The sequence below is a fragment of the Kosakonia sp. YIM B13588 genome, from assembly GCF_042788165.1.
Lineage (GTDB): Bacteria > Pseudomonadota > Gammaproteobacteria > Enterobacterales > Enterobacteriaceae > Kosakonia > Kosakonia sacchari.
Map to the genome: position 1 here is coordinate 176,482 of NZ_JBHZPO010000005.1, position 26,690 is coordinate 203,171.

23 protein-coding genes are annotated in these 26,690 nt (G+C 52.8%); 14 read left to right on the plus strand and 9 right to left on the minus strand.

Annotated elements, in window-relative coordinates:
- Positions 1-8: 8 nt before the first annotated feature.
- From ACFX4U_RS11410 to ACFX4U_RS11435, 6 genes are all read right to left on the minus strand, one after another.
- Positions 9-335 (minus strand): cytochrome o ubiquinol oxidase subunit IV, encoded by a 327-nt coding sequence (locus tag ACFX4U_RS11410; RefSeq protein ID WP_017458876.1) that lies wholly within the window; start codon positions 333-335, stop codon positions 9-11.
- Positions 335-949, minus strand: coding sequence for a cytochrome o ubiquinol oxidase subunit III (locus ACFX4U_RS11415; RefSeq protein WP_017458877.1), 615 nt, complete (start codon positions 947-949; stop codon positions 335-337). The genes ACFX4U_RS11410 and ACFX4U_RS11415 overlap by 1 nt, the downstream gene beginning before the upstream one ends.
- Positions 939-2,930: a cytochrome o ubiquinol oxidase subunit I gene (gene cyoB / locus ACFX4U_RS11420; RefSeq protein ID WP_200552979.1), complete on the minus strand. Its 1,992-nt coding sequence runs from the start codon at positions 2,928-2,930 to the stop codon at positions 939-941. The genes ACFX4U_RS11415 and cyoB overlap by 11 nt, the downstream gene beginning before the upstream one ends.
- An 18-nt stretch (positions 2,931-2,948) precedes the next feature.
- Positions 2,949-3,896: a cytochrome o ubiquinol oxidase subunit II gene (gene cyoA / locus ACFX4U_RS11425; protein ID WP_200552978.1), complete on the minus strand. Its 948-nt coding sequence runs from the start codon at positions 3,894-3,896 to the stop codon at positions 2,949-2,951.
- A 631-nt stretch (positions 3,897-4,527) separates the two neighbouring features.
- Positions 4,528-6,003 carry a muropeptide MFS transporter AmpG gene (ampG, locus tag ACFX4U_RS11430; RefSeq protein WP_313506427.1) on the minus strand — a complete coding sequence of 492 codons (1,476 nt, stop codon included), beginning with the start codon at positions 6,001-6,003 and terminating at the stop codon, positions 4,528-4,530.
- A gap of 39 nt (positions 6,004-6,042) precedes the next feature.
- On the minus strand, positions 6,043-6,621 hold the full coding sequence (locus tag ACFX4U_RS11435; RefSeq protein WP_017458882.1) for a lipoprotein: 579 nt from the start codon (positions 6,619-6,621) through the stop codon (positions 6,043-6,045).
- A 297-nt stretch (positions 6,622-6,918) separates the two neighbouring features.
- Between ACFX4U_RS11435 and bolA the strand changes: the two genes are divergently transcribed.
- From bolA to ACFX4U_RS11480, 9 genes are all read left to right on the plus strand, one after another.
- Positions 6,919-7,236: a transcriptional regulator BolA gene (gene bolA / locus ACFX4U_RS11440; protein ID WP_017458883.1), complete on the plus strand. Its 318-nt coding sequence runs from the start codon at positions 6,919-6,921 to the stop codon at positions 7,234-7,236.
- 349 nt (positions 7,237-7,585) lie between these two features.
- Entirely contained in the window at positions 7,586-8,884 is a 1,299-nt protein-coding gene (tig, locus tag ACFX4U_RS11445) for a trigger factor (protein WP_313506428.1), read from the plus strand.
- 287 nt (positions 8,885-9,171) lie between these two features.
- Entirely contained in the window at positions 9,172-9,795 is a 624-nt protein-coding gene (gene clpP, locus ACFX4U_RS11450; protein WP_017458886.1) for an ATP-dependent Clp endopeptidase proteolytic subunit ClpP, read from the plus strand.
- A 125-nt stretch (positions 9,796-9,920) separates the two neighbouring features.
- Positions 9,921-11,195, plus strand: coding sequence for an ATP-dependent protease ATP-binding subunit ClpX (gene clpX / locus ACFX4U_RS11455; RefSeq protein WP_007373539.1), 1,275 nt, complete (start codon positions 9,921-9,923; stop codon positions 11,193-11,195).
- 183 nt (positions 11,196-11,378) lie between these two features.
- Positions 11,379-13,733: an endopeptidase La gene (lon, locus tag ACFX4U_RS11460; protein ID WP_017458888.1), complete on the plus strand. Its 2,355-nt coding sequence runs from the start codon at positions 11,379-11,381 to the stop codon at positions 13,731-13,733.
- 210 nt (positions 13,734-13,943) lie between these two features.
- Positions 13,944-14,216, plus strand: a complete 273-nt coding sequence (gene hupB, locus ACFX4U_RS11465; RefSeq protein WP_017458889.1) for a nucleoid-associated protein HU-beta — start codon at positions 13,944-13,946, stop codon at positions 14,214-14,216.
- A 209-nt stretch (positions 14,217-14,425) separates the two neighbouring features.
- Complete coding sequence (gene ppiD, locus ACFX4U_RS11470) at positions 14,426-16,303, plus strand: peptidylprolyl isomerase (RefSeq protein ID WP_380218023.1); 1,878 nt, start codon at positions 14,426-14,428, stop codon at positions 16,301-16,303.
- Positions 16,304-16,454: 151 nt separating this feature from the next.
- Positions 16,455-16,835, plus strand: a complete 381-nt coding sequence (locus ACFX4U_RS11475) for a helix-hairpin-helix domain-containing protein (protein ID WP_313506430.1) — start codon at positions 16,455-16,457, stop codon at positions 16,833-16,835.
- A 95-nt stretch (positions 16,836-16,930) separates the two neighbouring features.
- On the plus strand, positions 16,931-17,338 hold the full coding sequence (locus tag ACFX4U_RS11480) for a YbgC/FadM family acyl-CoA thioesterase (RefSeq protein ID WP_065369168.1): 408 nt from the start codon (positions 16,931-16,933) through the stop codon (positions 17,336-17,338).
- Positions 17,339-17,435: 97 nt separating this feature from the next.
- On the opposite strand, the gene queC is transcribed toward ACFX4U_RS11480, so the two are convergent.
- A complete protein-coding gene (gene queC, locus ACFX4U_RS11485; protein WP_289892368.1) occupies positions 17,436-18,131 on the minus strand; it encodes a 7-cyano-7-deazaguanine synthase QueC in 696 nt (231 codons plus the stop codon).
- Positions 18,132-18,197: 66 nt separating this feature from the next.
- Positions 18,198-19,895 carry an SgrR family transcriptional regulator gene (locus tag ACFX4U_RS11490; protein ID WP_313506431.1) on the minus strand — a complete coding sequence of 566 codons (1,698 nt, stop codon included), beginning with the start codon at positions 19,893-19,895 and terminating at the stop codon, positions 18,198-18,200.
- A gap of 110 nt (positions 19,896-20,005) precedes the next feature.
- Here ACFX4U_RS11490 and cof point away from each other — a divergent pair, with 110 nt between their 5' ends.
- Positions 20,006-20,824, plus strand: coding sequence for an HMP-PP phosphatase (cof, locus tag ACFX4U_RS11495; RefSeq protein WP_313506432.1), 819 nt, complete (start codon positions 20,006-20,008; stop codon positions 20,822-20,824).
- A 42-nt stretch (positions 20,825-20,866) separates the two neighbouring features.
- Here the strand turns inward: cof and ACFX4U_RS11500 are convergent, their stop codons facing one another.
- Positions 20,867-21,913 carry a PLP-dependent cysteine synthase family protein gene (locus ACFX4U_RS11500; RefSeq protein ID WP_380218019.1) on the minus strand — a complete coding sequence of 349 codons (1,047 nt, stop codon included), beginning with the start codon at positions 21,911-21,913 and terminating at the stop codon, positions 20,867-20,869.
- A gap of 115 nt (positions 21,914-22,028) precedes the next feature.
- Here ACFX4U_RS11500 and ACFX4U_RS11505 point away from each other — a divergent pair, with 115 nt between their 5' ends.
- From ACFX4U_RS11505 to glnK, 4 genes are all read left to right on the plus strand, one after another.
- The gene (locus tag ACFX4U_RS11505; protein ID WP_017458897.1) at positions 22,029-22,487 is read left to right on the plus strand and encodes an Lrp/AsnC family transcriptional regulator; all 459 of its coding nucleotides are present in this window, start codon (positions 22,029-22,031) and stop codon (positions 22,485-22,487) included.
- Positions 22,488-22,538: 51 nt separating this feature from the next.
- Entirely contained in the window at positions 22,539-24,302 is a 1,764-nt protein-coding gene (locus tag ACFX4U_RS11510; protein ID WP_313506434.1) for a SmdA family multidrug ABC transporter permease/ATP-binding protein, read from the plus strand.
- Complete coding sequence (locus tag ACFX4U_RS11515; protein WP_313506435.1) at positions 24,295-26,073, plus strand: SmdB family multidrug efflux ABC transporter permease/ATP-binding protein; 1,779 nt, start codon at positions 24,295-24,297, stop codon at positions 26,071-26,073. Before ACFX4U_RS11510 ends, ACFX4U_RS11515 begins: the two co-directional genes overlap by 8 nt.
- A gap of 255 nt (positions 26,074-26,328) precedes the next feature.
- The gene (gene glnK / locus ACFX4U_RS11520) at positions 26,329-26,667 is read left to right on the plus strand and encodes a P-II family nitrogen regulator (protein ID WP_002891893.1); all 339 of its coding nucleotides are present in this window, start codon (positions 26,329-26,331) and stop codon (positions 26,665-26,667) included.
- Positions 26,668-26,690: the final 23 nt, after the last annotated feature.

Here is a 26,690-nt window from a genome sequence, read left to right on the forward strand (position 1 = left end):
CGCCGCTCTTATCGAACCATCATGTTGTAGTTGAGGTTCCACATAATCCAGATGGAACCTACCACCACGATTGCGATGATCAGCACAGTAAAGACGAAAGCCGTCATGTTCCAGCCTTCATCAGACTTGGTGTTCATGTGCAGGAAGCACACCAGATGCACCAGAATCTGTACTACCGCTGTCACCAGCACAGTGCCGAGAATCGCAACGTGGGACGCAGTACCGCTCATCACCATCCAGAATGGGATTACCGTCAGGATGATCGACAGGATAAAACCTGTCATGTAGGTTTTTACGCTACCGTGGGAAGCGCCATGATCGGTTGAATGACTCATTACATCGCCCCCATCAGATAAACTACTGAGAATACGCAAATCCATACCACGTCCAGGAAGTGCCAGAACAGGCTCAGGCACAGGATACGTGTACGGTTTGTACTGGTCAGGCCGCGACGGGAAATCTGGAACATCAGCACGGCCATCCAGATCAGACCCGAGGTCACGTGCAGACCGTGAGTGCCAACCAGCGCGAAGAACGCTGACAGGAAGCCGCTGCGATCCGGACCCATGCCTTCAACAATCAGGTGATGGAATTCATAGAGTTCCATCCCGATGAAGCCTGCGCCGAACAGCCAGGTCAACGCCAGCCAGGAAACGACCTGGCTTTTGTTGTTCTTATACATGGCGATCGCCGCCATGCCATAGGTAATGGAGCTGAACAGCAGCAGGGCGGTTTCCACCAGAACGAACGGCAGTTCAAAGATGTCTTTACCCGACGGGCCACCCGCCGTGTTATTCACTAACACGGCATAGGTCGCGAACAGGATCGAGAACAGAATGCAGTCGCTCATCAGGTAGATCCAGAAACCGAAGACTTTCGTCGGTCCTGAATCATGGTGCCCATGTTCGTGCGCGTGGGCGTTCGCAGTCGTCAGAGTATCAGTTGCCATTTTTCAGCCCTGCCTTTTTGATCTCATCGAAATGCTGATTTTCCAGTTTTTCGACTTCTGCAACCGGTACGTAGTAATCCACGTCCTCATCAAAGCTCTTCACAATCCAGCTAATTACGATGCCGGCGAAACCGACGATCGCCATCCACCAGATGTGCCAGATCATGGCAAAGCCAAACACCGTTGCGAAAGCAGCAATAACAATGCCCGCACCGCTGTTTTTCGGCATATGAATTTCTTCATAATGCGCAGGTTGCTTATACGCTTCGCCTTTTTCTTTCATTTCCCAGAATGCATCACGCTCATGAACGTGCGGCACTTCAGCGAAGTTGTAGAACGGCGGCGGAGAAGAGGTTGCCCACTCCAGCGTACGTCCGCCCCACGGGTCACCGGTCAGGTCACGGTTGAGGTGACGGTCGCGGATGGAGACGTAGTACTGAATCAGCTGGCACAGAATACCGCAGGCAATCAGCGCAGCGCCGCAAGCGGCAACCACCAGCATGGTGTGGAACTGCGGATCGATCTGCTGGCTCAGGCGACGGGTCATACCCATAAAGCCCAGCACATACAGCGGCATAAATGCTACGAAGAAGCCGATGATCCAGAACCAGAACGCGCGTTTACCCCAGGTTTCATTCAGGGTGAAGCCAAACGCTTTTGGCCACCAGTAAGTGATACCCGCAAAGCAACCAAATACCACACCGCCGATGATGACGTTATGGAAGTGAGCAATCAGGAACAGACTGTTGTGCAGCACAAAGTCCGCGCCCGGTACCGCCAGCAGTACGCCGGTCATACCACCCACAGAGAAGGTCACGATAAAGCCGATAGTCCACATCATTGCTGAATGGAACACGATACGGCCCTGGTACATGGTGAACAGCCAGTTGAAGATCTTCACCCCGGTCGGGATGGCGATAATCATGGTGGCGATACCGAAGAAGGCGTTAACGTTCGCGCCTGCACCCATGGTGAAGAAGTGGTGCAACCAAACGATAAACGACAGTACGGTAATACACACGGTCGCCCAAACCAGCGAGGTGTAACCGAACAGGCGTTTACGCGAGAAGGTTGCGGCGACTTCCGAGAACACACCGAACACCGGCAGAACCAGGATGTACACTTCCGGATGGCCCCAGGCCCAGATCAAGTTGATGTACATCATCATGTTGCCGCCCATTTCGTTGGTGAAGAAATGGGTACCCAGATAGCGGTCCAGGGTCAGCAGCGCGACGGTGACTGTCAGGATCGGGAACGAGGCGATAATCAGCACGTTGGCGCACAGTGATGCCCAGGTAAATACCGGCATCTTGAACATGGTCATGCCCGGCGCACGCATCTTCAGAATGGTGACGAAGAAGTTGATACCGGTCAGCGTCGTACCGATACCGGAGAGCTGAAGTGCCCAGATCCAGTAATCGACCCCTACGCCCGGACTGTACTCGATTCCCGATAGCGGCGGATAAGCCAGCCAGCCAGTCTGCGCGAATTCACCCACGCCGAGAGACAGGTTAACCAGGATCACACCGACAACCGTGAACCAGAAGCTCAGGTTGTTCAGGAACGGGAACGCCACGTCGCGAGCGCCGATCTGCAGTGGGATAACCACGTTCATCAGACCGATAACCAGCGGCATTGCTACGAAGAAGATCATGATCACGCCGTGGGCGGTGAAGATCTGATCGTAGTGGTGCGGCGGCAGGAAGCCTGCTTCACCCGCCGAGGCGAGTGCTTGCTGGCTACGCATCATGATGGCGTCAGCAAAGCCACGAATCAGCATTACGATACCGACGATGCAGTACATGATGCCGAGTTTTTTGTGGTCAACCGAAGTCAGCCACTCTTTCCACAAGTAGTTCCACTTACCGAAGTAAGTAATCAGGGCCAGTAATGCCAGGCCACCGATGATAATGGCAGCCACCGTAACCACAATAATGGGTTCATGGTAGGGGACTGCATCCAGTGTCAATTTTCCGAACATCGTTTCTTCCTCGACCCCTTAGTGAGAGGTTTCCGCGTGGCTCATGTCCATGCCTTCCATACCCTGGTGCTCGCTATGCTCGCCCTTCGGTTGGTTCATGTCCATGCTCATGCCGTGGCCCATAAATTTGTTGATAACGTCTTTAAACAAATCGGGTTTCACGCTGGAGAAGTATTCAACCTTGTTGTATTCGCTTGGCGCAGCAAGTTTGTCATACGCTGCCATATCCGGCAGTGTATTCGGAGCTTGTTTCGCTTTTGCGACCCACTGGTCGAATGCGGCACGGTCCGGCGTAGCAATTGCTTTAAACTTCATACCCGAGAAGCCCGGGCCGCTGTAGCTTGCGGAGATACCATCGTAGGTTCCAGCTTCGTTGGCGATCAGATGCAGGTTGGTCTGCATACCGGCCATCGCATAAATCTGGCTACCCAGTTTCGGGATAAAGAACGAGTTCATCACGGAGTTGGAGGTCACTTTGAACTGAACCGGAACGTTAGCCGGGAAGGCGATTTCGTTCACGGTAGCAATGCCTTGCTCCGGATAGATGAAGAACCATTTCCAGTCCATAGAAACAACTTCAATGGTGATCGGTTGTTCGTCATGGGCTAATGGTTTGCTTGGTTCAAGCGCGTGGGTGGTTTTCCATGTCAATACGGCAAGGAACAGGATGATCAGAATTGGCACCGTCCAGACCACAGCTTCCACTTTATTGGAGTGTGACCAGTTAGGGCTATACTTCGCATCTTTATTGCTCGCACGATACTTCCAGGCGAAACCAACGGCCATCAAGATGGCGGGAATAACGACAATCAACATCAGGCCAAAAGCCGTCAGTATCAGCGAACGTTGCTCCAGTCCAATCTGTCCTTTGGGGTCAAGAAGTGCAGAATCGCAGCCACTGAGTAAAACAGTACCGGCGATTAATGACAACCATCCCAAACTTTTATTGTATTTCCTGAGTCTCATTTAACGACCTCAATTCCACGGGATCTGGTGGCGCTTAAAGTGTGCGGGCATTTTACGGAAAGGTTACGTTACTGTAAACATGATTGGCTCTGTGTCAGTAAGGTGTTACTGGCTTTTGCCGTTTATGTCACATCGAATGCAACAATCTGTAAAAAAAGCGATTCGCACTGCCAGAGAGTGAGATTATAACGGAAAAATTACATCACAATCAGTCTTGGGGGTAAATTGGTATAACCAATTAGTTAAATATACATTTATTTAACAAATATCCAGCAAATATCGAACATTATTGGAACGAACTTGAAACCCAACAATTAATAACCGTGCTGAATCGTTAAAGAGTAGCCTTTAATTTATAAGGCACAAAACAATTAAGATTTTTTATTTGTTCAGTTTGAATTAGGTGATTTGCTAAAAAGATAGAGTGTTTATTTATTGAGCATAATAATAACTTCGGTGAATTGTTTTGGGCCGTTTTTATTTTTAGATGGCCTGATTTTAATAGAAAAATAGTCGGGAAATATATTCTTAAGTGATTTTTTTGTCACTTTACTGTTTTTTAACATTTTGAGGCTTTCGACGCCGAAAAAAAGCGCCCGCAGGCGCTTCTTAATCACGTCTGTTCATCACGTCATAGCAACTCTGTTTTACGTAGCGCCAGCAAATCCAACACACCGCCAAACACAATGCCGATAATGGCTAACAGCGCACCCCATTCCAGCAGCATGGTGCCGAAAGACCAGGCAGTAAAACCTGTGGCGTTAATCATCAGCACCAGCAGCCAGCATCCTAACAGCACGCAACCGGCGCTCAGTATGCGCAGCGCCAGCCGGTACGCCGCAGCGTATTCCGTCCTGCAGAGAAAACGTTCACTCTGTTGCGTAAATTCCAGCGTTTTTTTGCACAACACCAGCAATACCAGGCCGGGAAGCGCGGCCACAATCGAAAAGAGATAGAATGTCGACCAGCTGTAGCTTTCAACAAACCAGCCAGCCAACGGGCCGACATAGACGCGCCCAACCGCCGACAGTGCCGAGAGCAAAGCAAACTGCGTTGCGGAGAAGGATTTGTTGCAGAGCGTCATTAATAGTGCAACAAACGCTGCGGTCCCCATGCCGCCACACAAGTTTTCTAAAAAGACGGCTGAACCCATCGTAAAAATGCTTTTCGCCGTAATCGATAGCAGCCAGTAACCGGCATTTGAAATGGCCTGCAGTACGCCAAAAATGAATAGCGCGCGGAACAGGGATAACCGTTGCATCAGTACGCCGCCAAACAACGCGCCGATAATCGTGGCGATAAGCCCCAGGGTTTTGTTCACCACGCCGACTTCTCCGGCGTCAAAACCGACACCGCGGATGAGAAATGTTGTTGTCAGGCTCATGGCGAACGCATCGCCCAGTTTGTACAGCACTATTAATAGAAGGATAAGCCAGGCGTTGTTGCGCCCGAAGAAATCACGCAGCGGCTCGACAACGGCGCGTTCCAGCGTTTTCGGCACCGGAATCACATCCTCTGGCTCCGGTGCGAGCAGGGTGGCGATAATGCACGGGACCAGTAGCACGGCCATTAACCAGTACATCCCTTGCCAGCCGAGCCAGCGATCTGCCAGCCATAAGGCCAGACCCCCGGAAACCAGCATTCCGAGCCGATAGCCCAGCACACTGATTGCCGCACCTGCGCCTCGCTCTTCGAGCGGCAGCACATCCGTTTTCCAGGCGTCGAATACAATATCCTGAGACGCAGAGCAGAAAGCGATAAGCACAGCCAGCGCTGCCATCCAGCGTAAATGGTTGGCAGGATCGAGGAAACCCATTGCGGCAATCGACACCAGCAACAGGATTTGCGTAAGGAGCAGCCAGCCGCGACGACGCCCGAGTAAAGGCGGCGTGTAGCGATCCATCAGCGGCGACCACAGAAATTTAAAGACGTAAGCCTGGCCGACCAGAGAAAAGAAACCGATGGTTTTTAAATCGATGTTTTCAACGGTCATCCAAGCCTGGATCGTGCCGCTGGTCAGGGCGAGAGGCAAACCGGAAGCGAAACCCAGAATCAGCAGGATGGCTGATTTCGGCTGAGTGAATATGCGTAAGTAGTGACTGGACATGAGTTAAAAACTGGCCCGGAAAACCGGGCCAGAAAAAGATTAACGGGCGTTTTGCTTGATGAAATCGTGAATGCTGGTGTCCTGAGACATATCAGCGATGGTATCAGTCAATACGCTGTTAACGGCACCAGCAATCTTGTCGTTGGTAGCCTGGAATGCGCCTTCAACGTTATAGCTGGCACGGTAGTTTTTGGTCATCTTGTTGCCGTTCGCGGCAGTGGCGATGATTGCAATATCCGCTTTGGTCGCAATGTTGTAGCGGACGTTGCCCTGAGAGACATCCGCATACAGCTGGTTAACAATAATCTGCAGATTTACCGCGCCGTTTGGCCCGATCATATAACCGCGCGCGGTCATCTGTTTTTCCAGCACTTCTTGCAGCAGGAAACGCAGATCGCGTGAGGCGGTCAGGGTGACCAGCTGGTTATCGCGCGTCACTTTGGCCAGCGCCTGGTCCGGGCGCTGATCGGCACCGTTGATGCTCACGGTGACACCCATCAGGCTTGGATCCTGCTGCGGCAGAGTAATTTTTGGGGTGACATCAAGCGTTGTCGGCGGGGTTGCGCACCCGGCCAGCATAAATAAAGCGACCAACGGAAAGAGTAGTTTTTTAAACATGTTCAGGCTCTCAAGGATCTAAGCTTCTGGGGGAAAATTCTCGCCATCATAACATTGCCGCTGTTAAGAGGAAGTCCTCAATGCATGGAAATTCATCGTCTTGTGCTTTTTTTGCCGTCAAAAACCTTTTTATGGGTGATGCCACGCAAAAAAGCTGCTTTCAGTAGAGTTCATCACCTTGAGCGGGAAAATAGGACGAACGCTAATTTTTTGTTGTTTTATTGTTATGGAGACGGTAAAAGCGGCTAACATTTAAAGAGATGTCTGGCATCTCAGCGTTGTCGGAGGTGTAATATCATGATGATGCGCGAACAAATAGAAGCAAAGCTGAAGGCGGCATTTGAGCCCCTCATTCTCGAGGTTGTTGACGAGAGCTATCGTCACAATGTCCCCGCAGGTTCTGAAAGTCACTTCAAAGTTGTACTGGTTAGCGACCGCTTTACTGGAGAGCGTTTTCTGAACCGTCATCGCATGATTTACGGCACGTTGGCAGATGAACTGTCTACGACGATTCATGCACTGGCTCTGCATACTTACACACTTAAGGAGTGGGAAGGTTTGCAGGATACCCTGCTGACCTCGCCAGCCTGTCGCGGTGCCGGAAGCATCGCGTAGAAAACCTGGTTGCAACTGCCCAAACTTTTCCAGTATGTTGCATGCAGATTATGTAAAAACGGCCTACGGGCCGTTTTGTTTTGTCTGAATTTTGAGCGAGAAACGCCCTTTTTTGAGCGAAATTGCTTCAGAAGTGTGAAAAATGACGCACCATTGCGACATTCCCGTTCTCGACTCATATCTGTGATGCCGCTATAATGCTGCGTCTTATTTTTCGGAATGTCTTCGGGATGATTCTGACGACAGGGAATGTATATCTGATTTGAGAGAACATCCCGGTTCTGCAAGCGAAACGGTTTGCTTCGCAGAGTAGAGTTGACCGAGCACTGTGATTTTTTGAGGTAACAAGATGCAAGTTTCAGTTGAAACCACTCAGGGCCTTGGGCGCCGTGTAACGATTACAATCGCTGCTGACAGCATCGAGACCGCTGTGAAGAGCGAGCTGGTCAACGTAGCGAAGAAAGTGCGTATTGACGGCTTCCGTAAGGGTAAAGTACCGATGACCGTTGTTGCTCAGCGTTATGGTGCGTCTGTTCGCCAGGACGTTCTGGGCGATCTGATGAGCCGCAACTTTATCGATGCGATCATTCAGGAAAAAATCAACCCAGCTGGCGCGCCGAACTATGTTCCTGGCGAATACAAACTGGGCGAAGACTTCACCTACTCTGTAGAGTTCGAAGTGTATCCGGAAGTTGAGCTGAAAGCGCTGGATACCATCGAAGTCGAAAAACCGGTTGTTGAAGTGACCGATGCTGACGTAGACACCATGCTGGAAACTCTGCGCAAGCAGCAGGCGACCTGGAAAGACAAAGACGGCGCTGTTGACGCTGAAGATCGCGTGACCGTTGATTTCACCGGTTCCGTTGATGGCGAAGAATTCGAAGGCGGCAAAGCCACTGATTTCGTACTGGCAATGGGCCAGGGTCGTATGATCCCGGGCTTTGAAGACGGTATTAAAGGCCACAAAGCGGGCGACGAGTTCACCATTGATGTGACCTTCCCGGAAGAGTACCACGCAGAAAACCTGAAAGGTAAAGCGGCGAAGTTCGTCATTAACCTGAAAAAAGTTGAAGAGCGTGAGCTGCCGGAACTGACCGAAGAGTTCATCAAACGCTTTGGCGTTGAAGATGGCTCCGTTGCGGGTCTGCGCGCTGAAGTACGCAAAAACATGGATCGCGAACTGAAAGGCGCGGTGCGTAACCGTGTTAAATCTCAGGCGATTGAAGGCCTGGTAAAAGCGAACGAAATCGACGTTCCGGCTGCACTGATTGACAGCGAAATCGACGTTCTGCGCCGCCAGGCTGCACAGCGTTTCGGTGGCAACGAGAAGCAAGCTCTGGAACTGCCGCGCGAGCTGTTCGAAGAGCAGGCTAAACGCCGTGTTGTTGTTGGCCTGCTGCTGGGAGAAGTTATTCGTACCCACGAGCTGAAAGCTGACGAAGAGCGCGTTAAAGGCCTGATCGAAGAGATGGCATCTGCGTATGAAGATCCGAAAGAAGTGATCGAATTCTACAGCAAAAACAAAGAGCTGATGGAAAACATGCGTAACGTCGCGCTGGAAGAACAAGCGGTTGAAGCAGTTCTGGAAAAAGCGAAAGTGACTGAGAAAGCCACTTCCTTTAACGAACTGATGAACCAACAGGCTTAACCGACTTCTGCGATAGCTAAAAGCAATAAGCCCGTCACCTGCTTGCTGGTGACGGGCTTTTTTTATCGCATCAGGACTATCAGATCTGTGCTAAAAGGGCGTTTCAGTGTTAGCGTAACAGCAAAAGATTGTTATGCTTGAAATCAGGTAATGTCATCCCCACTAAGGGAATAGCGACAGAAAAGACTCTGGCTGATAATCCGTCCGTGAGGCGTCGTAGTCAGACCCCACTCACTCAAGTACAATCAGTACAGCAGGTTTGTTAATTTTTTATCCAGGAGACGGAAATGTCATACAGCGGCGAACGAGACAACTTTGCACCCCATATGGCCCTGGTGCCAATGGTTATTGAACAGACCTCACGCGGTGAGCGCTCTTTCGATATCTACTCCCGTCTTCTCAAGGAACGCGTAATTTTTCTGACTGGTCAGGTTGAAGACCACATGGCGAACCTGATTGTGGCGCAAATGCTGTTTCTGGAAGCGGAAAACCCGGAAAAAGACATTTACCTGTACATTAACTCGCCCGGCGGGGTAATTACCGCAGGGATGTCAATTTATGACACCATGCAATTTATCAAGCCGGACGTCAGCACGATTTGTATGGGCCAGGCTGCGTCGATGGGCGCATTTCTGCTGACGGCGGGTGCAAAGGGCAAGCGTTTCTGCCTGCCAAACTCACGTGTGATGATTCACCAGCCGCTGGGCGGCTATCAGGGCCAGGCGACGGATATTGAAATCCACGCGCGTGAGATTCTGAAAGTGAAAGGGCGCATGAATGAACTTATGGCGCATCATACGGGTCAATCTTTAGAACAAATTGAACGCGATACAGAACGTGACCGCTTCCTTGCCGCGCAAGAAGCGGTTGAATACGGGCTGGTTGATTCAATTTTAACCCATCGTAACTAAGCTCAGGCTGCAGGTGCCGCTATACTATTGAGTACAAGCGGCACACGCTTGAGTAATGTTTTGCGCCTGGAATGGCATATGCGTCGTCATGTGCGGCACAAAGAACAGATAAGAGGTTTTGACTCATGACAGATAAACGCAAAGATGGTTCGGGCAAACTGTTGTACTGCTCTTTTTGCGGCAAAAGCCAGCATGAAGTGCGTAAGCTGATCGCCGGGCCATCCGTGTATATCTGCGACGAATGTGTGGATCTGTGTAACGACATTATTCGCGAAGAGATTAAAGAAGTTGCGCCGCATCGCGAGCGCAGCGCGCTGCCGACTCCGCATGAAATTCGCCACCATCTTGATGATTATGTCATCGGTCAGGAGCAGGCGAAAAAAGTGCTGGCGGTCGCGGTATATAACCACTACAAACGTCTGCGCAATGGCGACACCAGCAACGGCGTTGAACTGGGTAAAAGTAACATTCTGCTTATCGGGCCGACAGGTTCCGGTAAAACGTTGCTGGCGGAAACGCTGGCGCGCCTGTTGGATGTCCCGTTTACCATGGCCGATGCCACGACGTTAACCGAAGCAGGTTACGTGGGTGAAGACGTGGAAAATATCATTCAGAAACTGCTGCAGAAGTGCGACTACGATGTGCAGAAAGCGCAGCGTGGGATTGTCTACATTGATGAAATCGACAAGATCTCCCGTAAGTCTGATAACCCGTCTATTACCCGTGACGTTTCCGGCGAAGGTGTACAGCAGGCGCTGCTAAAACTGATCGAAGGTACCGTAGCTGCAGTTCCGCCGCAGGGTGGACGTAAGCATCCACAGCAGGAGTTTTTGCAGGTTGATACCTCTAAAATTCTGTTTATCTGTGGTGGCGCGTTCGCAGGGCTGGATAAAGTGATTTCTCACCGTGTTGAAACCGGTTCCGGCATTGGTTTTGGCGCAACGGTGAAAGGAAAATCTGAGAAAGCCAACGAAGGCGAATTACTGGCGCAGGTTGAACCGGAAGATTTGATCAAATTCGGTCTGATTCCTGAATTCATCGGCCGTCTTCCGGTCGTTGCAACGCTGAGTGAATTGAGCGAAGAAGCACTTATTCAGATTCTGAAAGAGCCTAAAAACGCCCTGACGAAGCAGTATCAGGCGTTGTTCAACCTGGAAGGCGTGGATCTCGAATTCCGCGACGAAGCGCTTGACGCTATCGCTAAGAAAGCAATGGTGCGCAAAACCGGCGCTCGTGGGCTGCGTTCTATCGTTGAAGCCGCGTTGCTGGACACCATGTATGACCTGCCATCACTTGAAGATGTCGAGAAAGTGGTGATTGATGAGTCGGTCATCGCCGGTCAAAGCAAACCCTTGCTGATTTATGGCAAGCCGGAAGCGCAGCAGGCATCTGGCGAATAATTAACCAAATCTTACAATCAGTTAATCGAAAAGGGGGGATTTTATCTCCCCTTTTATTTTTCCGTAAACACAGCGTTGAATGTGTGGGAAACATCCCCATATACTGCTTTACATGTTAATGGTGCGTGTTGCACAGTCACGTCACCTGATTACCTGGCGGACTTTAAACTAAGAGAGAGCTCTATGAATCCTGAGCGTTCTGAACGCATTGAAATCCCCGTATTGCCGTTGCGCGATGTGGTGGTTTATCCGCACATGGTCATTCCGTTATTTGTGGGACGGGAAAAATCTATCCGTTGTCTGGAAGCGGCCATGGACCATGATAAAAAAATCATGCTGGTTGCACAGAAGGAAGCCTCAACGGATGAGCCGGGTGTAAACGATCTTTTCACCGTCGGGACCGTGGCGTCTATTTTGCAAATGTTGAAACTGCCCGATGGCACGGTGAAAGTGCTGGTCGAGGGGCTTCAGCGCGCGCGCATTACCACGCTTGCCGACGATGGTGAGCACTTCTCAGCGAAAGCAGAATACCTTGACTCGCCGGCTATCGATGAGCGCGAGCAGGAAGTGCTGGTGCGTACGGCGATCAGCCAGTTTGAAGGCTATATCAAGCTCAACAAAAAAATCCCGCCAGAAGTGCTGACGTCGCTCAATAGCATCGACGATCCTGCACGTCTGGCTGACACCATCGCTGCGCACATGCCGCTGAAACTGGCGGATAAGCAGTCCGTGCTGGAGATGTCCGACGTCAACGAACGTCTGGAGTATCTGATGGCGATGATGGAGTCTGAAATCGATCTGCTGCAGGTTGAGAAACGCATTCGCAACCGCGTGAAAAAGCAGATGGAAAAATCCCAGCGTGAGTACTATCTGAATGAACAGATGAAAGCCATTCAGAAAGAGCTGGGCGAAATGGATGACGCGCCGGACGAAAACGAAGCGCTGAAGCGTAAAATCGACGCCTCGAAAATGCCGAAAGAGGCAAAAGAAAAAGCCGAATCTGAACTGCAAAAGCTGAAAATGATGTCGCCGATGTCTGCGGAAGCAACCGTGGTGCGCGGCTATATCGAATGGATGGTACAGGTACCGTGGAACGCGCGTAGCAAGGTCAAAAAAGATCTGCGTCAGGCGCAGGAAATTCTGGATACCGACCACTACGGCCTCGAACGTGTCAAAGACCGCATCCTTGAGTATCTTGCGGTCCAGAGCCGTATGAACAAGCTGAAAGGACCGATTCTGTGCCTGGTGGGACCTCCGGGGGTTGGTAAAACCTCGTTGGGTCAGTCCATTGCGAAAGCTACCGGGCGCAAATACATCCGCATGGCGCTGGGTGGCGTGCGTGATGAAGCGGAAATCCGCGGTCACCGCCGTACTTACATCGGCTCAATGCCGGGCAAACTGATTCAGAAAATGGCGAAAGTGGGCGTGAAAAACCCGCTGTTCCTGCTTGATGAGATCGACAAAATGTCGTCTGACATGCGCGGCGATCCGGCTTCAGCATTGCTGGAAGTGCTGGATCCGGAACAGAACGTGGCGTTCAGCGATCACTATCTGGAAGTGGATTACGACCTCAGTGACGTCATGTTCGTTGCCACCTCCAACTCCATGAATATTCCGGCGCCGCTGCTGGATCGTATGGAAGTGATTCGCCTTTCTGGTTACACCGAAGACGAAAAACTGAACATTGCCAAACGTCATCTGCTGACCAAGCAAATTGAACGTAATGCATTGAAACCTAATGAGTTAACGGTTGATGACAGCGCTATTGTCGGCATCATTCGTTACTACACGCGTGAAGCCGGTGTGCGTGGTCTGGAGCGTGAAATTTCGAAACTGTGCCGGAAAGCGGTGAAACAGCTGCTGCTGGATCCGTCTCTGAAGCATATCGAAATCAACGGTGAAAACCTGCACGACTATCTTGGCGTGCAGCGCTTTGATTACGGCCGTGCGGACGATGAAAACCGCGTAGGTCAGGTCACCGGTCTGGCCTGGACGGAAGTGGGCGGCGACTTGCTGACCATTGAAACCGCCTGCGTACCAGGCAAAGGTAAGCTGACTTATACCGGTTCTCTGGGTGAAGTGATGCAGGAGTCTATCCAGGCGGCGCTGACGGTTGTGCGTGCCCGTGCAGAAAAACTCGGTATCAATGGTGATTTCTATGAAAAACGTGATATTCACGTTCACGTGCCGGAAGGTGCGACGCCGAAAGATGGTCCGAGCGCTGGTATTGCGATGTGCACCGCGCTGGTTTCTTGTCTGACCGGTAACCCGGTTCGTGCAGATGTGGCGATGACAGGGGAAATTACCCTGCGCGGCCAGGTTCTGCCAATTGGCGGTCTGAAAGAAAAACTGCTGGCGGCGCATCGTGGGGGCATTAAGACTGTTCTGATTCCTTACGAAAACAAACGCGATCTGGAAGAGATTCCGGATAACGTTGTTGCTGATCTGGATATCCATCCGGTTAAGCGTATCGAAGAAGTTCTTGCCCTTGCGCTGCAGAATGAACCCTTTGGTATGCAAGTCGTAACGGCAAAATAGTGACCTTGCGCAAAGTGCGTTAATAAAAACAAGGTTGGTGAGTGATTTCGGACTTGCCAGCCTTTTTTTGTATAGCTAATTTAGATTGCTGGTTGGGTGTGTCATCATCAACTGGTGTTGTAAGGGCATGACAGGCCTGATATAACTGCTGCGCGGTCGCGCTGTGAAGGATTCAGGTGCGATATAAATTATAAAGAGAGGAAGAGTAGAGTGAATAAATCTCAACTGGTAGACAAGATTGCCGCAGATGCTGACATCTCTAAAGCTGCGGCTGGACGTGTGTTAGATGCTTTTATTGCTGCCGTTACTGATTCTTTGAAATCCGGGGACGACGTAGCGCTGGTAGGTTTTGGCTCTTTTGTTGTTAAAGAGCGTGCTGCCCGTACTGGCCGCAACCCTCAGACCGGCAAAGAAATCACCATTGCTGCGGCTAAAGTTCCTGGTTTCCGCGCAGGCAAAGCACTGAAAGACGCAGTAAACTGATCGCCTTCCCTTTGAAGGGATAGCGACAAACTACAAGGGCGCATCGCGAGATGTGCCTTTTTTATTTGTGCAGACGCACTTTCTGCGAGTTAATACGCGATGCGGGCTAACAATTACCCCGTTTTCTTGTCAAAATACGCGCTTACACGCAGCGGGCAACTTGAGCTGCCTGAGATCTACAGTCACCTACAGCGGAGTGTTGTTACACCATGATGGACAATTTACGCGCGGCGGCAAATCACGTCGTGCTCAAGATCATTCTGGGTTTGATTATCGTGTCATTCATTTTGACTGGCGTAGGTAACTACCTGATTGGCGGTAACAATAATTACGCCGCAAAAGTTAATGGTCAGGAAATCGGCCGTTCACAGTTTGAAAATGCGGTGAATAGCGAGCGCAACCGCATGGCGCAACAGCTGGGCGATCAGTTCTCGGAGCTGGCGGCCAACGAAAACTACATGAAATCGGTGCGTCAGCAAGTGCTCAACCGCTTAATTGATGAAGCGCTGCTGGACCAGTACGCAAAAAACCTGGGTCTTGGCATTAGCGATGATCAGGTGAAAAAAGCGATTTTCGCTACTCAGGCATTTCAGGCTAACGGTAAATTTGATAACAATCGCTTCAGCGCCATCGTAAACCAGATGGGGATGAGCACCGATCAATATGCTCAGGCGCTGCGCAACCAGTTAACCTCTCAGCAACTGATTAACGCCGTTGCCGGTACTGATTTCATGCTCAAAGGTGAGACCGACGAGCTGGCTGCGCTGGTCGCTCAACAGCGTGTTGTGCGCCAGGCGGTAATTAATGTTAACGCGCTGGCGGCGAAGCAGACCGCGAGCGATGAAGAAATTGCCAGCTACTACGATCAGAACAAGAGCCGCTTTATCTCGCCGGAGCAGTTCCGCGTAAGCTATATCAAGCTGGATGCTGCATCAATGCAGGAAAACGTCACCGACGAGCAAATCCAGGCCTATTATGATCAGCATCAGGATCAGTTCACTCAGCCGCAGCGTAATCGCTACAGCATTATCCAGACCAAAACGGAAGACGAAGCGAAAGCGGTGCTGGATGAGCTAAAAAAAGGCGCGGACTTTGCGGCGCTGGCAAAAGCGAAATCTGCGGACATCATCTCTGCGCGTAACGGCGGTGATATGGGCTGGCTTGAAGATGCCACCACGCCGGAAGAGCTGAAAAACGCCGGTCTGAAAGAGAAAGGCCAACTGTCTGGCGTCATTAAATCTTCTGTGGGTTACCTGGTTGCACGTCTGGATGATATCCAGCCTGCGCAGGTGAAACCGCTGAACGATGTGCGTGATGAACTGGCAGCGAAAGTGAAACAGGAAAAAGCGCTGGATGCATGGTACGCGCTGCAGCAGAAAGTGAGCGAAGCGGCGAGCAACGATAACGAATCGCTGGCGGGTGCTGAGCAGGCTGCTGGTGCCAAAGCAGTTCAGACCGGCTGGTTCGGTCGCGATAATCTGCCGGAAGAGCTGAATTTCAAACCGGTAAGCGATGCCATTTTCAATGGTGGTCTGGTAGGGCAGAACGGTACGCCAGGCAGCAACTCCGATATCATCACCGTTGATGGTGACCGCGCATTTGTGCTGCGTATCTCCGATCACAAAGCCGAAGCGATCAAGCCGCTGGACCAAGTAAAAACTCAGGTCAGCGATATCGTGAAGCACAACAAAGCGGAGCAACAAGCAAAACTCGATGCGGATAAACTGCTGGGTGAACTGAAAGCCGGTAAAGGTGATGATGCGCTGAAAGCGGCTTACCTGAGCTTTGGTGAGGCAAAAACGCTGGCACGTACTGGCCAGGATCCGGTAAGCCAGGCGGCATTCAATCTGCCGCTGCCAGCAAAAGATAAGCCTTCCTTCGGCACCGCCAACGATCAGCAAGGCAATGTCGTTATTATGGCGCTGGATGAAGTGAAAGCAGGCACGATGCCGGATGCGCAGAAGAAAGCGATGGTGCAGGGCATCACGCAGAACAATGCGCAAATCGCGTTTGAAGCATTGATGAGCAACCTGCGTAAAGAAGCCAAGATCAAACTGGGTGACATCGTCGCTGAGCCACAGCAATAAAAAGGCTCGATGCGCCTCGCAAAAAAAGAGTAATTCTCTGCAAACCTTAAAGGCCGCTTTCGCGGCCTTTTCCATTTTGAATGTTTGTGTTTTGTCTGCGTCCTTCGTTGTGGTTATTGTTGCCTGGCGTTGAAAACAAAGGAGAAACACAATGAAACATGGAATCAAAGCACTCTTAATTACGCTGTCCTTCGCTTGCGCGACACTGAGCCACAGCGCGCTGGCTGCGCCTTCTGCTGCGGCTAAGCCACCCGCAGTGCAAAGTAAGAGCGACGCCGCCACGCCAGCGCAAAGCAAAGCGCAGGATGCGGCGAAAGGCGCGGATGATGAAGGTGGTACCCGGGTGAGTATCGATAGCGCAACGGCAGAAGAGCTGTCGCGGGTCATGAATGGCGTGGGTATCAAGAAAGCGCAGGCGATTGTCAGCTATCGGGAAGAGTATGGCCCGTTTAAATCAGTAGACGATCTTAAGCAGGTGCCAGGCATAGGAGGGACGCTGGTTGAGCGTAATCTGTCGAACCTGAAACTGTAAGCCGCTTGCGTAGTCGCTAATCTTTGCCAGAATAAAGAGGTCATACCAGTATGACCTCTGTCTCTATAACTATAAACGGTAAAGGTTGAAGCGCTATGCAGACGCAAATCAAAGTTCGTGGTTTTCATCTTGATGTCTACCAACATGTGAATAATGCCCGCTATCTGGAATTCCTTGAAGAGGCGCGCTGGGATGGGCTGGAAAACAATGAGAGCTTTAAATGGATGACCGCCAACAACATCGCTTTCGTGGTGGTCAATATCAATATCAACTATCGCCGTCCGGCCGTATTGGGCGATGTGCTTACGGTGACCAGCCATGTGCAGCAGATTAATGGAAAAAGCGGTGTGCTGAGCCAGTCGGTGACATTGAACCCTGAGGGGCAAATGGTTGCCGACGCGCTGGTGACGTTCGTCTGTATCGATCTCAAAACGCAAAAAGCGCTGGCGCTGGAAGGTGAACTGAGAGAAAGGCTGGAGAAGATGATCCGCGAAGGTGATTAATTCATCCTTTTCGCGTCGTTTCGTCATTCGGATAACGCAATGCCGCCATCAGGCTAAAGCCCGGTGGCGCGCATGCTCACCGGGCCGTGTAGCGTGCTTACTTGAGCCCGGTTTTCTGTTTCATTGCCGCCATCACGGCAGGTTTATCCGCAAGGTAGTGCTGTAAACCATTGGCGCGCAGGTTACAGGCCGCGCAATGCCCGCAGCCATCGCCTTTGATGCCGTTATAGCAGGTCAGCGTCTCGCTACGCACCAGATCCAGCTTGCCCCAGTAATCCGCGAGCGCCCAGGTCTCGGCTTTATCAATCCACATCAGCGGCGTTTCGAAACGAATCTCTTTTGCCAGGCCCAGGTTGACCGCATGATTCAGCGCCTTAACAAACTCATCGCGGCAGTCGGGATAACCGGAAAAATCCGTTTCGCATACGCCGGTAATCACTGCTTCCGCCTGCACCTGATAGGCATATACGGCGGCCAGCGTCAGAAACAGAATATTACGTCCCGGCACGAAGGTGTTCGGAATGCCGGTCGCGTCGGGTTCATAATCCGGAACCGGGATGCTGTCGCGCGTCAGGCTACTCACCGCCAGTTCATTCAGCAGCGTCACATCCAGTACTTTATGCGCGCGAGCGCCCAGCGTTAGCGCCAGTTCTCGTGCCACATCAATTTCGGCGCGATGACGCTGGCCGTAATCAAAGGTCACGCAATGCACTTCATCGTAGTGCTGCAACGCCTGAACCAGGCAGGTTGTGGAGTCTTGTCCGCCACTAAACACGACAACGGCTCGTTTCATAATTCTTCCTGACAATAACAAATAAAGCACTATGGTAGCGCGAGCCGCTGGCAGCGACCAGCTTCTTCACAGCGATGGGGCAGGAAGCCAGGCTTCGGCAAAATCAAACCAGCCGCGCGTATTTAGGTGGATCCCTTCCACGCCCGGTGGTGCACTAATGCGGTACTGATAATTAAACATCGGGGTGAGAATGGCGTTGTCCATCAAGTGATAAAAAACATCCTGTAGCGCGCGGTTGCGCTGCTGTTCGTCGGGCTGGCGTTGAACCGCATCCAGTGTGGCTTGCAGATGCGCAAACTGTTGAGCGCTCAGCAGGTTTGGCCATAGCGGATCGCAGCGCAGCCACTGTTCCAGCGTGCATTCTGGCGCTTCGCCGATCAGCCTGTCGCCCATCATCAAATCGGCGCTGGCGAGCTGAGTACAACCTTCCCAGTTTTTGCCGTTATGGAAAATCACCGTCAGTTCACAGCCGAGTGTCCGCAAATGCTGCTTAAACTGTTCCGCCATGGTGTGTAATTCCACAGGTAAGTGATAAACCAGCGTAAGTTTGTCCGGTAGCGAAACCTGTTCGGTGGGCCAGTCGGGCATTTGCCAGCCGGGTAAAAGCTCCCGACTTGGCGTGATGAGATTCTCATCCAGCGGCAGCGTTTGCAGCAGCGAAGAGTGGTGAATAATCTGCACCAGCCGGCGTAGCTGGGCGCCATTCAACCGCGCACCCGGACGCAGAGTAAGGTAGCAGAACCCCAGGCTGATACTGTTACTCACCGGCTGCAAGTGCTGTAACTCATCGGCCTCGCCAATGGCAATCTGCACCGGGTGTCGACAGCTGGTGCCGAGATCTTGTTCAAAGAGTTGCGGGGTTATCCAGAATTCCACCGCTTTAAGCAGCGGGTGGCCAAGGTGGTAATAGTCGTGGCTTTCCAGGCGAACCAGTTCCCGGCTGAATGTCACCAGCCGAAAAGGCCCAGTACCCAGCATCGGCTGCTGCGGGTGCGCCAGACGGCTGCCATAGCTGGCTAGCCTGTGCGCCAGCCAGTAATCGGGGTGATGCAGCTTGAAGGTCAAACACCAGGGATGCGTTATGTCGATACGCTCGACGCTGGCAAACAGCTTTTGCAGGGCGGGCAGCGTCAGCAGCATGTACAACTGCGCCTGCAACTGTTCAGCCGTCACGGCGTCGCCGTTATGCCAGTGCAACGTTGAGTGCAGATGAAAACGCCAGCACAGCCCATCCGGGCTGACATCCCAGTGATGCGCCAGGTCGCCCTGCGGCTGGAAACTGCGCGTCACGAAACGTGTTAAGCCGCTAAAAATCTGCCCGGCTAAATGCTGCTCCGCACGGCCGGGGAGAAAGCCCGGTACCAGCGGATCCAGCGGGCGATAATAGGGAATGCGCAGCGTCGGCGTTTCGTTTTGCCATAAGCCACCCAGAAAGGGATTGAGCAATGCGCGAAGATCGTCAGGATCGAGCTGCGCCAACGCCAGCGCGTTCTGCTGTTGCCCGGCGTTTAACGCGAGTTCCAGCATTTCGCTACGCAGAGATTCAGGTGTGGCGAGAAAATGAAGCTCACCGCGCTTGCCGCGCCCGGATTGCGACTGCCAGTTTAACCAACCCGCTTCCTGCATCTGGCGCAGCAGCGTGCGCATATGCCTCTCGCTGCAAAAACAGCGCGTTGCCAGTTCACCAATGCTGACGGATTGCGCCTCTCCGGCGGATGCCTGCCACAGGCGCTGATATTGATTAAGCCGATTCAGTTGTCGCATAAACCCGGAACAATAATTTTCATCTATTCACTATTACTTCCGTATATCCCACGCAATACTGGATCGCAACACTGAACTTCACAAAAACGCACTGCAAGCGGAGAAAAATCATGGCACGTCTGGCCGCTTTTGACATGGATGGCACCTTGTTAATGCCCGACCATCGTTTGGGCGACCAAACCCTGGCAACCCTCCGGCGCTTACATGAGCGCGAGGTGACGCTCGCTTTCGCGACCGGGCGGCACGTTCTGGAGATGCGCCGCATTCTCAGCGCTATTGCGATGGACGCCTTTTTAATTACCGGTAATGGTACGCGGATCCATTCTCGCGAAGGTGACGTGCTGTATCGCCAGGATCTTAGCCCGGAAGTGGCCGATCTGGTGCTGCATAGCCGCTGGGAAACCGAAGCTACTGTCCATGTTTTCAATGATTCGGGTTGGTTAACCAACAAAGCATTGCCAGAGACGTTGCAGGCGCACCTTTATAGCGGATTTACCTACCAGCTCACCGATCTCAAACGCCTGCCAGCGCATGACGTGACCAAAATCTGCTTTGTTGGCGATCACGACGATCTTTGCCGTTTGCGCATTCAGCTAAATGAGGCGCTGGGCGCACGTGCGCACTTGTGTTTCTCTGCGATGGACTGCCTGGAAATCCTGCCGGTAGGGTGCAACAAAGGCTCGGCGCTGGCGGTTCTCAGCACGACGCTGGGTTATTCCTTGCAGGATTGCATGGCATTTGGCGATGCGATGAATGACAGAGAGATGCTCGAAAGCGTCGGTAAAGGAATGATCATGGGCAACGCCATGCCGCAATTGCGTGCGGCGCTGCCCCATTTACCGGTAATTGGACACTGCCGGGATCAGGCGGTATCACACTTTTTGACACACTGGCTGGACACACCCAATCTTCCTTATTCCCCCGAATGAAAAGATCTTTCCAGCAAGCCAGGCGCTACTGCCTGGCTTTTTTTATGCCGTAAGGCGGGCGATTTCGGCTTTCCACTGCTCAATATCGCCAAAGTTCGCCGCTACCCATTGCGGGTTGTAGTAAGTGTCCAGATAGCGTTCACCGCTGTCGCACAGCAGCGTCACGATAGAGCCGCTGCGGCCTTCTTCACGCATCCGCGCGGCAAGCTGCAACACGGCCCACATATTGGTGCCGGTGGATGCGCCCACTTTGCGCCCCAGTTGCGTTTCCAGCCATTGTGCGGTGGCAATGCTTGCCGCGTCCGGCACGCGCAGCATCTCATCAACAACGTCGGCGATGAACGAGGGTTCCACACGCGGGCGGCCAATACCTTCGATTTTACTGCCCACCGCGCTTCGCAGACTGGCGTCGCGATGTTGCCAGTAGTCGAGGAACACGGAGTTTTCAGGATCGACCACCATCAACTGTGTGCCATAACCCTGGCTGCGAATATAGCGGCCTATGGTGGCGGAAGTCCCGCCGGTGCCCGCGCTCATCACAATATAATCGGGTTGCGGGTGCGGTTCGTTTTTCATCTGACGGAAAATACTGTCGGCAATATTGTTATTGCCGCGCCAGTCGGTTGCGCGCTCGGCAAAAGTGAACTGATCCATATAGTGACCGTTCAACTCTTTTGCCAGCCGTTCGGACTCGGCGTAAATCTCGCAGGCGCTATCGACAAAGTGGCAGCGACCGCCGTAGAACTCAATCTGTTCAATCTTGCGTTTCGCCGTACAGTGCGGCATCACGGCAATAAACGGTAAACCTAAAAGCCGTGCGAACCACGCTTCTGAAACCGCCGTGGAACCGGAAGAGGCTTCAATAATCGTGGTGCCTTCTTTGATCCAGCCGTTGCATAAGCCGTAAAGAAACAGCGAGCGTGCCAGACGGTGCTTCAGGCTGCCGGTCGGGTGAGTGCTTTCGTCTTTTAAATAGAGGTTGATACCTGCAAAACCGGGCAGTGCCAGACGGATTAAATGGGTATCTGCCGAACGCTGTGCGTCAGCATTGATTTCGTTGATAGCGTATTTAACCCAGTTGCTATTCATGGTGGTTATCCGTTTGTCATTTTGTGCCCAGTCTAGCGAAAGAGAAAGAAAAAAGGGTTGTCATTTCGCCTTTGTATTAGACTGTTAAGAGAAAAATATTCTCCTGAGGTGGGTAATGTTAGATAAAATTGACCGCAAACTGCTTTCGCTGCTGCAACAGGATTGTTCGCTCTCTTTGCAGGCGCTGGCAGATGCCGTTAATCTGACCACCACACCGTGCTGGAAACGTCTGAAGCGGCTGGAAGATGACGGTATTTTACTCGGTCGGGTGGCGGTGCTGGATGCCGAAAAGCTGGGGTTAAATTTAACGGCATTTGTGCTGATCAAAACCCAGCATCACAGCAGCGACTGGTACTGCCGTTTCGTTAACGAAGTCACGCAGATGCCGGAAGTACTCGGTTTCTGGCGTATGGCGGGAGAATACGACTATCTTCTGCGGGTGCAGGTGGCCGATATGAAACGCTATGACGACTTTTACAAGAAGCTGGTGAACAGCGTTCCGGGGCTGTCAGATGTCACTTCTAGCTTCGCCATGGAACAGATAAAATACACCACGGCTTTGCCCATTGAATAACCCTCGCGGCAGTAATTCACTGCCGGAAAATCACGTTCAGGATGTAACCGCGTGCGATTATTTGCTCAGTTAGGCTGGTACTTTCGCCGGGAATGGCAACGCTATCTCGGGGCTGTCGCCTTACTTATTATTATTGCTATCTTGCAGCTTATCCCACCCAAAGTGGTTGGGATTGTGGTGGATGGCGTCACCAAACAGCATTTCACTACGCAACAAGTGTGGATGTGGGTGGGGGTGTTGGTCGCCGTTGCGATCGTCACCTACTTGCTGCGCTACGTCTGGCGTGTCTGGCTGTTCGGCGCATCCTATCAACTGGCCGTTGAACTGCGGGAAGATTTTTACCGACAGTTGAGCCGACAACACCCGGAATTTTATCTCCGTCACCGCACCGGTGATTTGATGGCGCGCGCGACCAACGATGTCGATCGCGTCGTTTTTGCCGCAGGCGAAGGGGTGCTGACACTGGTGGATTCGCTGGTGATGGGGTGCGTGGTGCTGGTGGTGATGTCAACGCAAATCAGCTGGCAGCTTACGCTGCTGTCGCTGTTACCGATGCCGATTATGGCGCTGGTTATCAAGCGTTACGGCGATCAGTTGCATCAGCGCTTTAAGCTGGCGCAGGCGGCGTTTTCGGCATTAAACGATCGAACCCAGGAGAGCATGACCAGCATTCGCATGATCAAAGCATTCGGCCTGGAGGATCGCCAGTCGGCACTGTTCAGTCGCGAAGCGGCAGACACCGGTGCGAAAAACATGCGCGTGGCCCGCGTCGATGCCCGTTTTGATCCCACTATTTATATCGCCATTGGTATGGCAAATATGCTGGCAATTGGCGGCGGTAGCTGGATGGTGGTGCACGGTTCCTTAACGCTCGGCCAGTTGACCAGCTTCGCCATGTATCTGGGCCTGATGATTTGGCCGATGCTGGCGCTGGCATGGATGTTTAATATCGTCGAGCGCGGCAGCGCGGCTTACAGCCGTATCCGCGATATGCTGGCGGAAGCGCCGGTAGTGGATGATGGCCCCGAACCGGTGCCGGAAGGGCGCGGTAATCTGAATATCGCCATCCGTGAATTTCGTTACCCGCAGACTGAAAGCGCGGTGCTCAGCAATGTGGCTGTGATGCTGGCGCCAGGCCAGATGTTGGGCATTTGCGGCCCGACAGGCGCTGGGAAAACCACATTGCTTTCTCTCATTCAGCGCCATTTCGATGTTGAGCAGGGCGATATCCGTTTTCACGATATCCCCCTGACGCGCCTGCAACTGGACGCCTGGCGCAGCCGCCTGGCAGTGGTCAACCAGACGCCATTTCTCTTCTCCGATACCGTGGGCAACAATATTGCGCTGGGTAAACCGGGTGCGACGCAAGAGGAGATCGAGCATGTCGCGAAACTTGCCAGCGTGCACGACGACATTCTGCGTCTACCGCAGGGGTACGACACCGAAGTGGGTGAGCGCGGCGTGATGCTCTCCGGCGGGCAAAAGCAGCGAATCTCGATTGCCCGTGCGCTGCTGCTGAATGCGGAGATTTTAATCCTCGATGATGCGCTCTCCGCTGTGGATGGGCGTACTGAACACCAGATTTTGCACAACCTGCGCCAGTGGGGCGAAGGACGCACTGTTATTATCAGCGCGCATCGCCTGTCGGCGCTGACCGAAGCCAGTGAGATTATCGTCATGCAGCATGGGCACATCGCACAACGCGGCCAGCACGAGCAACTGGCGCGCCAGCCCGGCTGGTATCGCGATATGTATCGCTATCAGCAACTGGAGGCGGCGCTGAATGATGTTCCGCAGGAGGCGGTTGATGCGTAATTTCACCAGACAGTGGCCAACGCTTAAACGCTTGCTGAAATACGGCTCGCCGTGGCGCAAACCGTTGGCTAAAGCGGTGCTGATGCTGTGGGTCGCGGCGATTGCCGAAGTCTCCGGCCCGGCGCTGATCAGCTACTTTATCGATAATATGGTGGCGAAAAACTATCTGCCGCTCGGCGTGGTTGCCGGGATGGCAGCGGTGTATATCGGCCTGCAATTGCTGGCGGCGCTACTGCATTATGCGCAAGCGCTGCTGTTTAACCAGGCGGCGGTCGGCGTCGTCCAACAGTTGCGTACCGATGTTATGGATGCCGCCCTGCGCCAGCCACTCAGCGCGTTTGATACCCAGCCCGTCGGGCAGATTATTTCGCGGGTGACCAACGATACTGAAGTGATCCGCGATCTCTACGTCACGGTGGTGGCAACGGTGTTGCGCAGCGCGGCGCTGATTGGCGCGATGCTGGTGGCGATGTTCAGCCTCGACTGGCGCATGGCGCTGGTGGCGATGGCGATTTTCCCGGCGGTGTTGATAGTGATGCTGCTATACCAGCGTTACAGCACGCCCATTGTGCGGCGCATGCGTGCTTATCTGGCGGATATTAACGATGGTTTCAACGAAATCATCAACGGGATGAGCGTTATTCAGCAGTTCCGTCAGCAGGCGCGTTTTGGGGAACGCATGAGCGAATCCAGCCGTTCGCACTATATCGCCCGCATGCAAACCCTGCGGCTGGACGGTTTTTTGCTGCGCCCGCTGTTGAGCCTTTTCTCCGCGCTGGTGCTGTGTGGCTTGCTGATGCTGTTTGGTTTCTCGTCCGTAGGCACGGTAGAGGTCGGGGTGCTGTATGCCTTTATCAGCTATCTCGGGCGTCTCAATGAACCGCTGATTGAACTGACAACACAGCAGTCGATGTTGCAGCAGGCGGTGGTCGCCGGTGAGCGCGTGTTCGAGTTGATGGACCGACCGCGCCAGACTTACGGCTACGATGACGCGCCACTGCAAAGCGGGTCTATCGACATCGACAATCTCTCTTTTGCTTACCGCGACGATCAACTGGTGCTGCAGGATATCTCCCTGCACGTTGAGCCGCGCAGTTTTGTCGCGCTGGTCGGGCATACCGGCAGCGGGAAAAGTACGCTGGCCAGCCTGTTAATGGGCTATTACCCACTGACGAAAGGGGGGATCCGTCTGGACGGGCGTCCGCTTTCTGCATTAGGGCATGCACCGCTGCGCAAAGGTGTGGCGATGGTGCAGCAGGATCCGGTGGTGCTGGCGGACAGTTTCTATGCCAACGTGACACTGGGTCGCGATATTAGCGAAGAACAGGTATGGAAAGCACTGGAAACGGTGCAGTTGGCTGAACTGGCGCGCACGATGAGCGACGGGATTTACACCCGGCTGGGCGAGCAGGGCAATAACCTCTCGGTGGGGCAAAAACAGCTGCTGGCGCTGGCGCGCGTGCTGGTTGAGACGCCGCAGATCCTGATTCTGGATGAAGCGACAGCGAACATCGATTCCGGCACCGAACAGGCGATTCAGCACGCGCTGGCGGCCGTGCGTGAGCATACGACGCTGGTGGTGATCGCCCACCGTTTATCGACCATCGTTGAGGCAGAAACGATTCTGGTGCTGCATCGTGGGCAGGCAGTTGAGCGCGGCACCCATCAGCAACTGCTCGAAGCGAAAGGCCGTTACTGGCAGATGTACCAGTTACAGCTTGCCGGTGAAGAGCTGGCTGCCAGCGCGCGTGAAGAGTCGCTTATCGCCTGATGCACCAAAATTAAGCACGCACCTTCACGGAATCTCTGTTGGTGCAAAAAAGTAACGCACCATGCACTGTCATGGTGCGTTTTTCTTTGCGCTTAACCTGCCGAATCCCAGGCAGACTTTTTTCCCTTTCTGACTCTGCCCGTCCGGGCGCACTAACGGCCTGAAATACTCCCTCTTTTCATTCCTGGCACAACGATTGCAATGTCTGTTGCGTGTTAGCTGCGGCCATTATCGAATTCGACTGGAGGGGGATCTATGAAGCTGGTTACCGTGGTGATTAAGCCATTCAAACTTGAAGACGTGCGTGAAGCGCTTTCTTCTATTGGTATTCAAGGGTTGACCGTAACTGAAGTGAAAGGCTTTGGCCGTCAGAAGGGTCACGCTGAGCTGTACCGCGGTGCGGAATATAGCGTTAATTTCCTGCCGAAAGTGAAAATTGATGTGGCGATCGCTGACGATCAACTCGATGAAGTAATCGATGTGATCAGCAAAGCGGCCTACACCGGAAAAATTGGCGACGGCAAAATTTTCGTTGCTGAGCTGCAACGCGTCATTCGTATTCGTACCGGCGAAGCCGACGAAGCGGCACTGTAATACAAGACACACAGTGATGGGGA

Coding starts and splice junctions, on each gene's coding strand:
- ACFX4U_RS11410 (WP_017458876.1), bottom strand. CDS start 335: ATGAGTCATTCAACCGATCATGGCGCTTCCCACGGTAGCGTAAAAACC.
- ACFX4U_RS11415 (WP_017458877.1), bottom strand. CDS start 949: ATGGCAACTGATACTCTGACGACTGCGAACGCCCACGCGCACGAACAT.
- cyoB (WP_200552979.1), bottom strand. CDS start 2,930: ATGTTCGGAAAATTGACACTGGATGCAGTCCCCTACCATGAACCCATT.
- cyoA (WP_200552978.1), bottom strand. CDS start 3,896: ATGAGACTCAGGAAATACAATAAAAGTTTGGGATGGTTGTCATTAATC.
- ampG (WP_313506427.1), bottom strand. CDS start 6,003: ATGTCCAGTCACTACTTACGCATATTCACTCAGCCGAAATCAGCCATC.
- ACFX4U_RS11435 (WP_017458882.1), bottom strand. CDS start 6,621: ATGTTTAAAAAACTACTCTTTCCGTTGGTCGCTTTATTTATGCTGGCC.
- bolA (WP_017458883.1), top strand. CDS start 6,919: ATGATGATGCGCGAACAAATAGAAGCAAAGCTGAAGGCGGCATTTGAG.
- tig (WP_313506428.1), top strand. CDS start 7,586: ATGCAAGTTTCAGTTGAAACCACTCAGGGCCTTGGGCGCCGTGTAACG.
- clpP (WP_017458886.1), top strand. CDS start 9,172: ATGTCATACAGCGGCGAACGAGACAACTTTGCACCCCATATGGCCCTG.
- clpX (WP_007373539.1), top strand. CDS start 9,921: ATGACAGATAAACGCAAAGATGGTTCGGGCAAACTGTTGTACTGCTCT.
- lon (WP_017458888.1), top strand. CDS start 11,379: ATGAATCCTGAGCGTTCTGAACGCATTGAAATCCCCGTATTGCCGTTG.
- ppiD (WP_380218023.1), top strand. CDS start 14,426: ATGATGGACAATTTACGCGCGGCGGCAAATCACGTCGTGCTCAAGATC.
- ACFX4U_RS11475 (WP_313506430.1), top strand. CDS start 16,455: ATGAAACATGGAATCAAAGCACTCTTAATTACGCTGTCCTTCGCTTGC.
- ACFX4U_RS11480 (WP_065369168.1), top strand. CDS start 16,931: ATGCAGACGCAAATCAAAGTTCGTGGTTTTCATCTTGATGTCTACCAA.
- queC (WP_289892368.1), bottom strand. CDS start 18,131: ATGAAACGAGCCGTTGTCGTGTTTAGTGGCGGACAAGACTCCACAACC.
- ACFX4U_RS11490 (WP_313506431.1), bottom strand. CDS start 19,895: ATGCGACAACTGAATCGGCTTAATCAATATCAGCGCCTGTGGCAGGCA.
- cof (WP_313506432.1), top strand. CDS start 20,006: ATGGCACGTCTGGCCGCTTTTGACATGGATGGCACCTTGTTAATGCCC.
- ACFX4U_RS11500 (WP_380218019.1), bottom strand. CDS start 21,913: ATGAATAGCAACTGGGTTAAATACGCTATCAACGAAATCAATGCTGAC.
- ACFX4U_RS11505 (WP_017458897.1), top strand. CDS start 22,029: ATGTTAGATAAAATTGACCGCAAACTGCTTTCGCTGCTGCAACAGGAT.
- ACFX4U_RS11515 (WP_313506435.1), top strand. CDS start 24,295: ATGCGTAATTTCACCAGACAGTGGCCAACGCTTAAACGCTTGCTGAAA.
- glnK (WP_002891893.1), top strand. CDS start 26,329: ATGAAGCTGGTTACCGTGGTGATTAAGCCATTCAAACTTGAAGACGTG.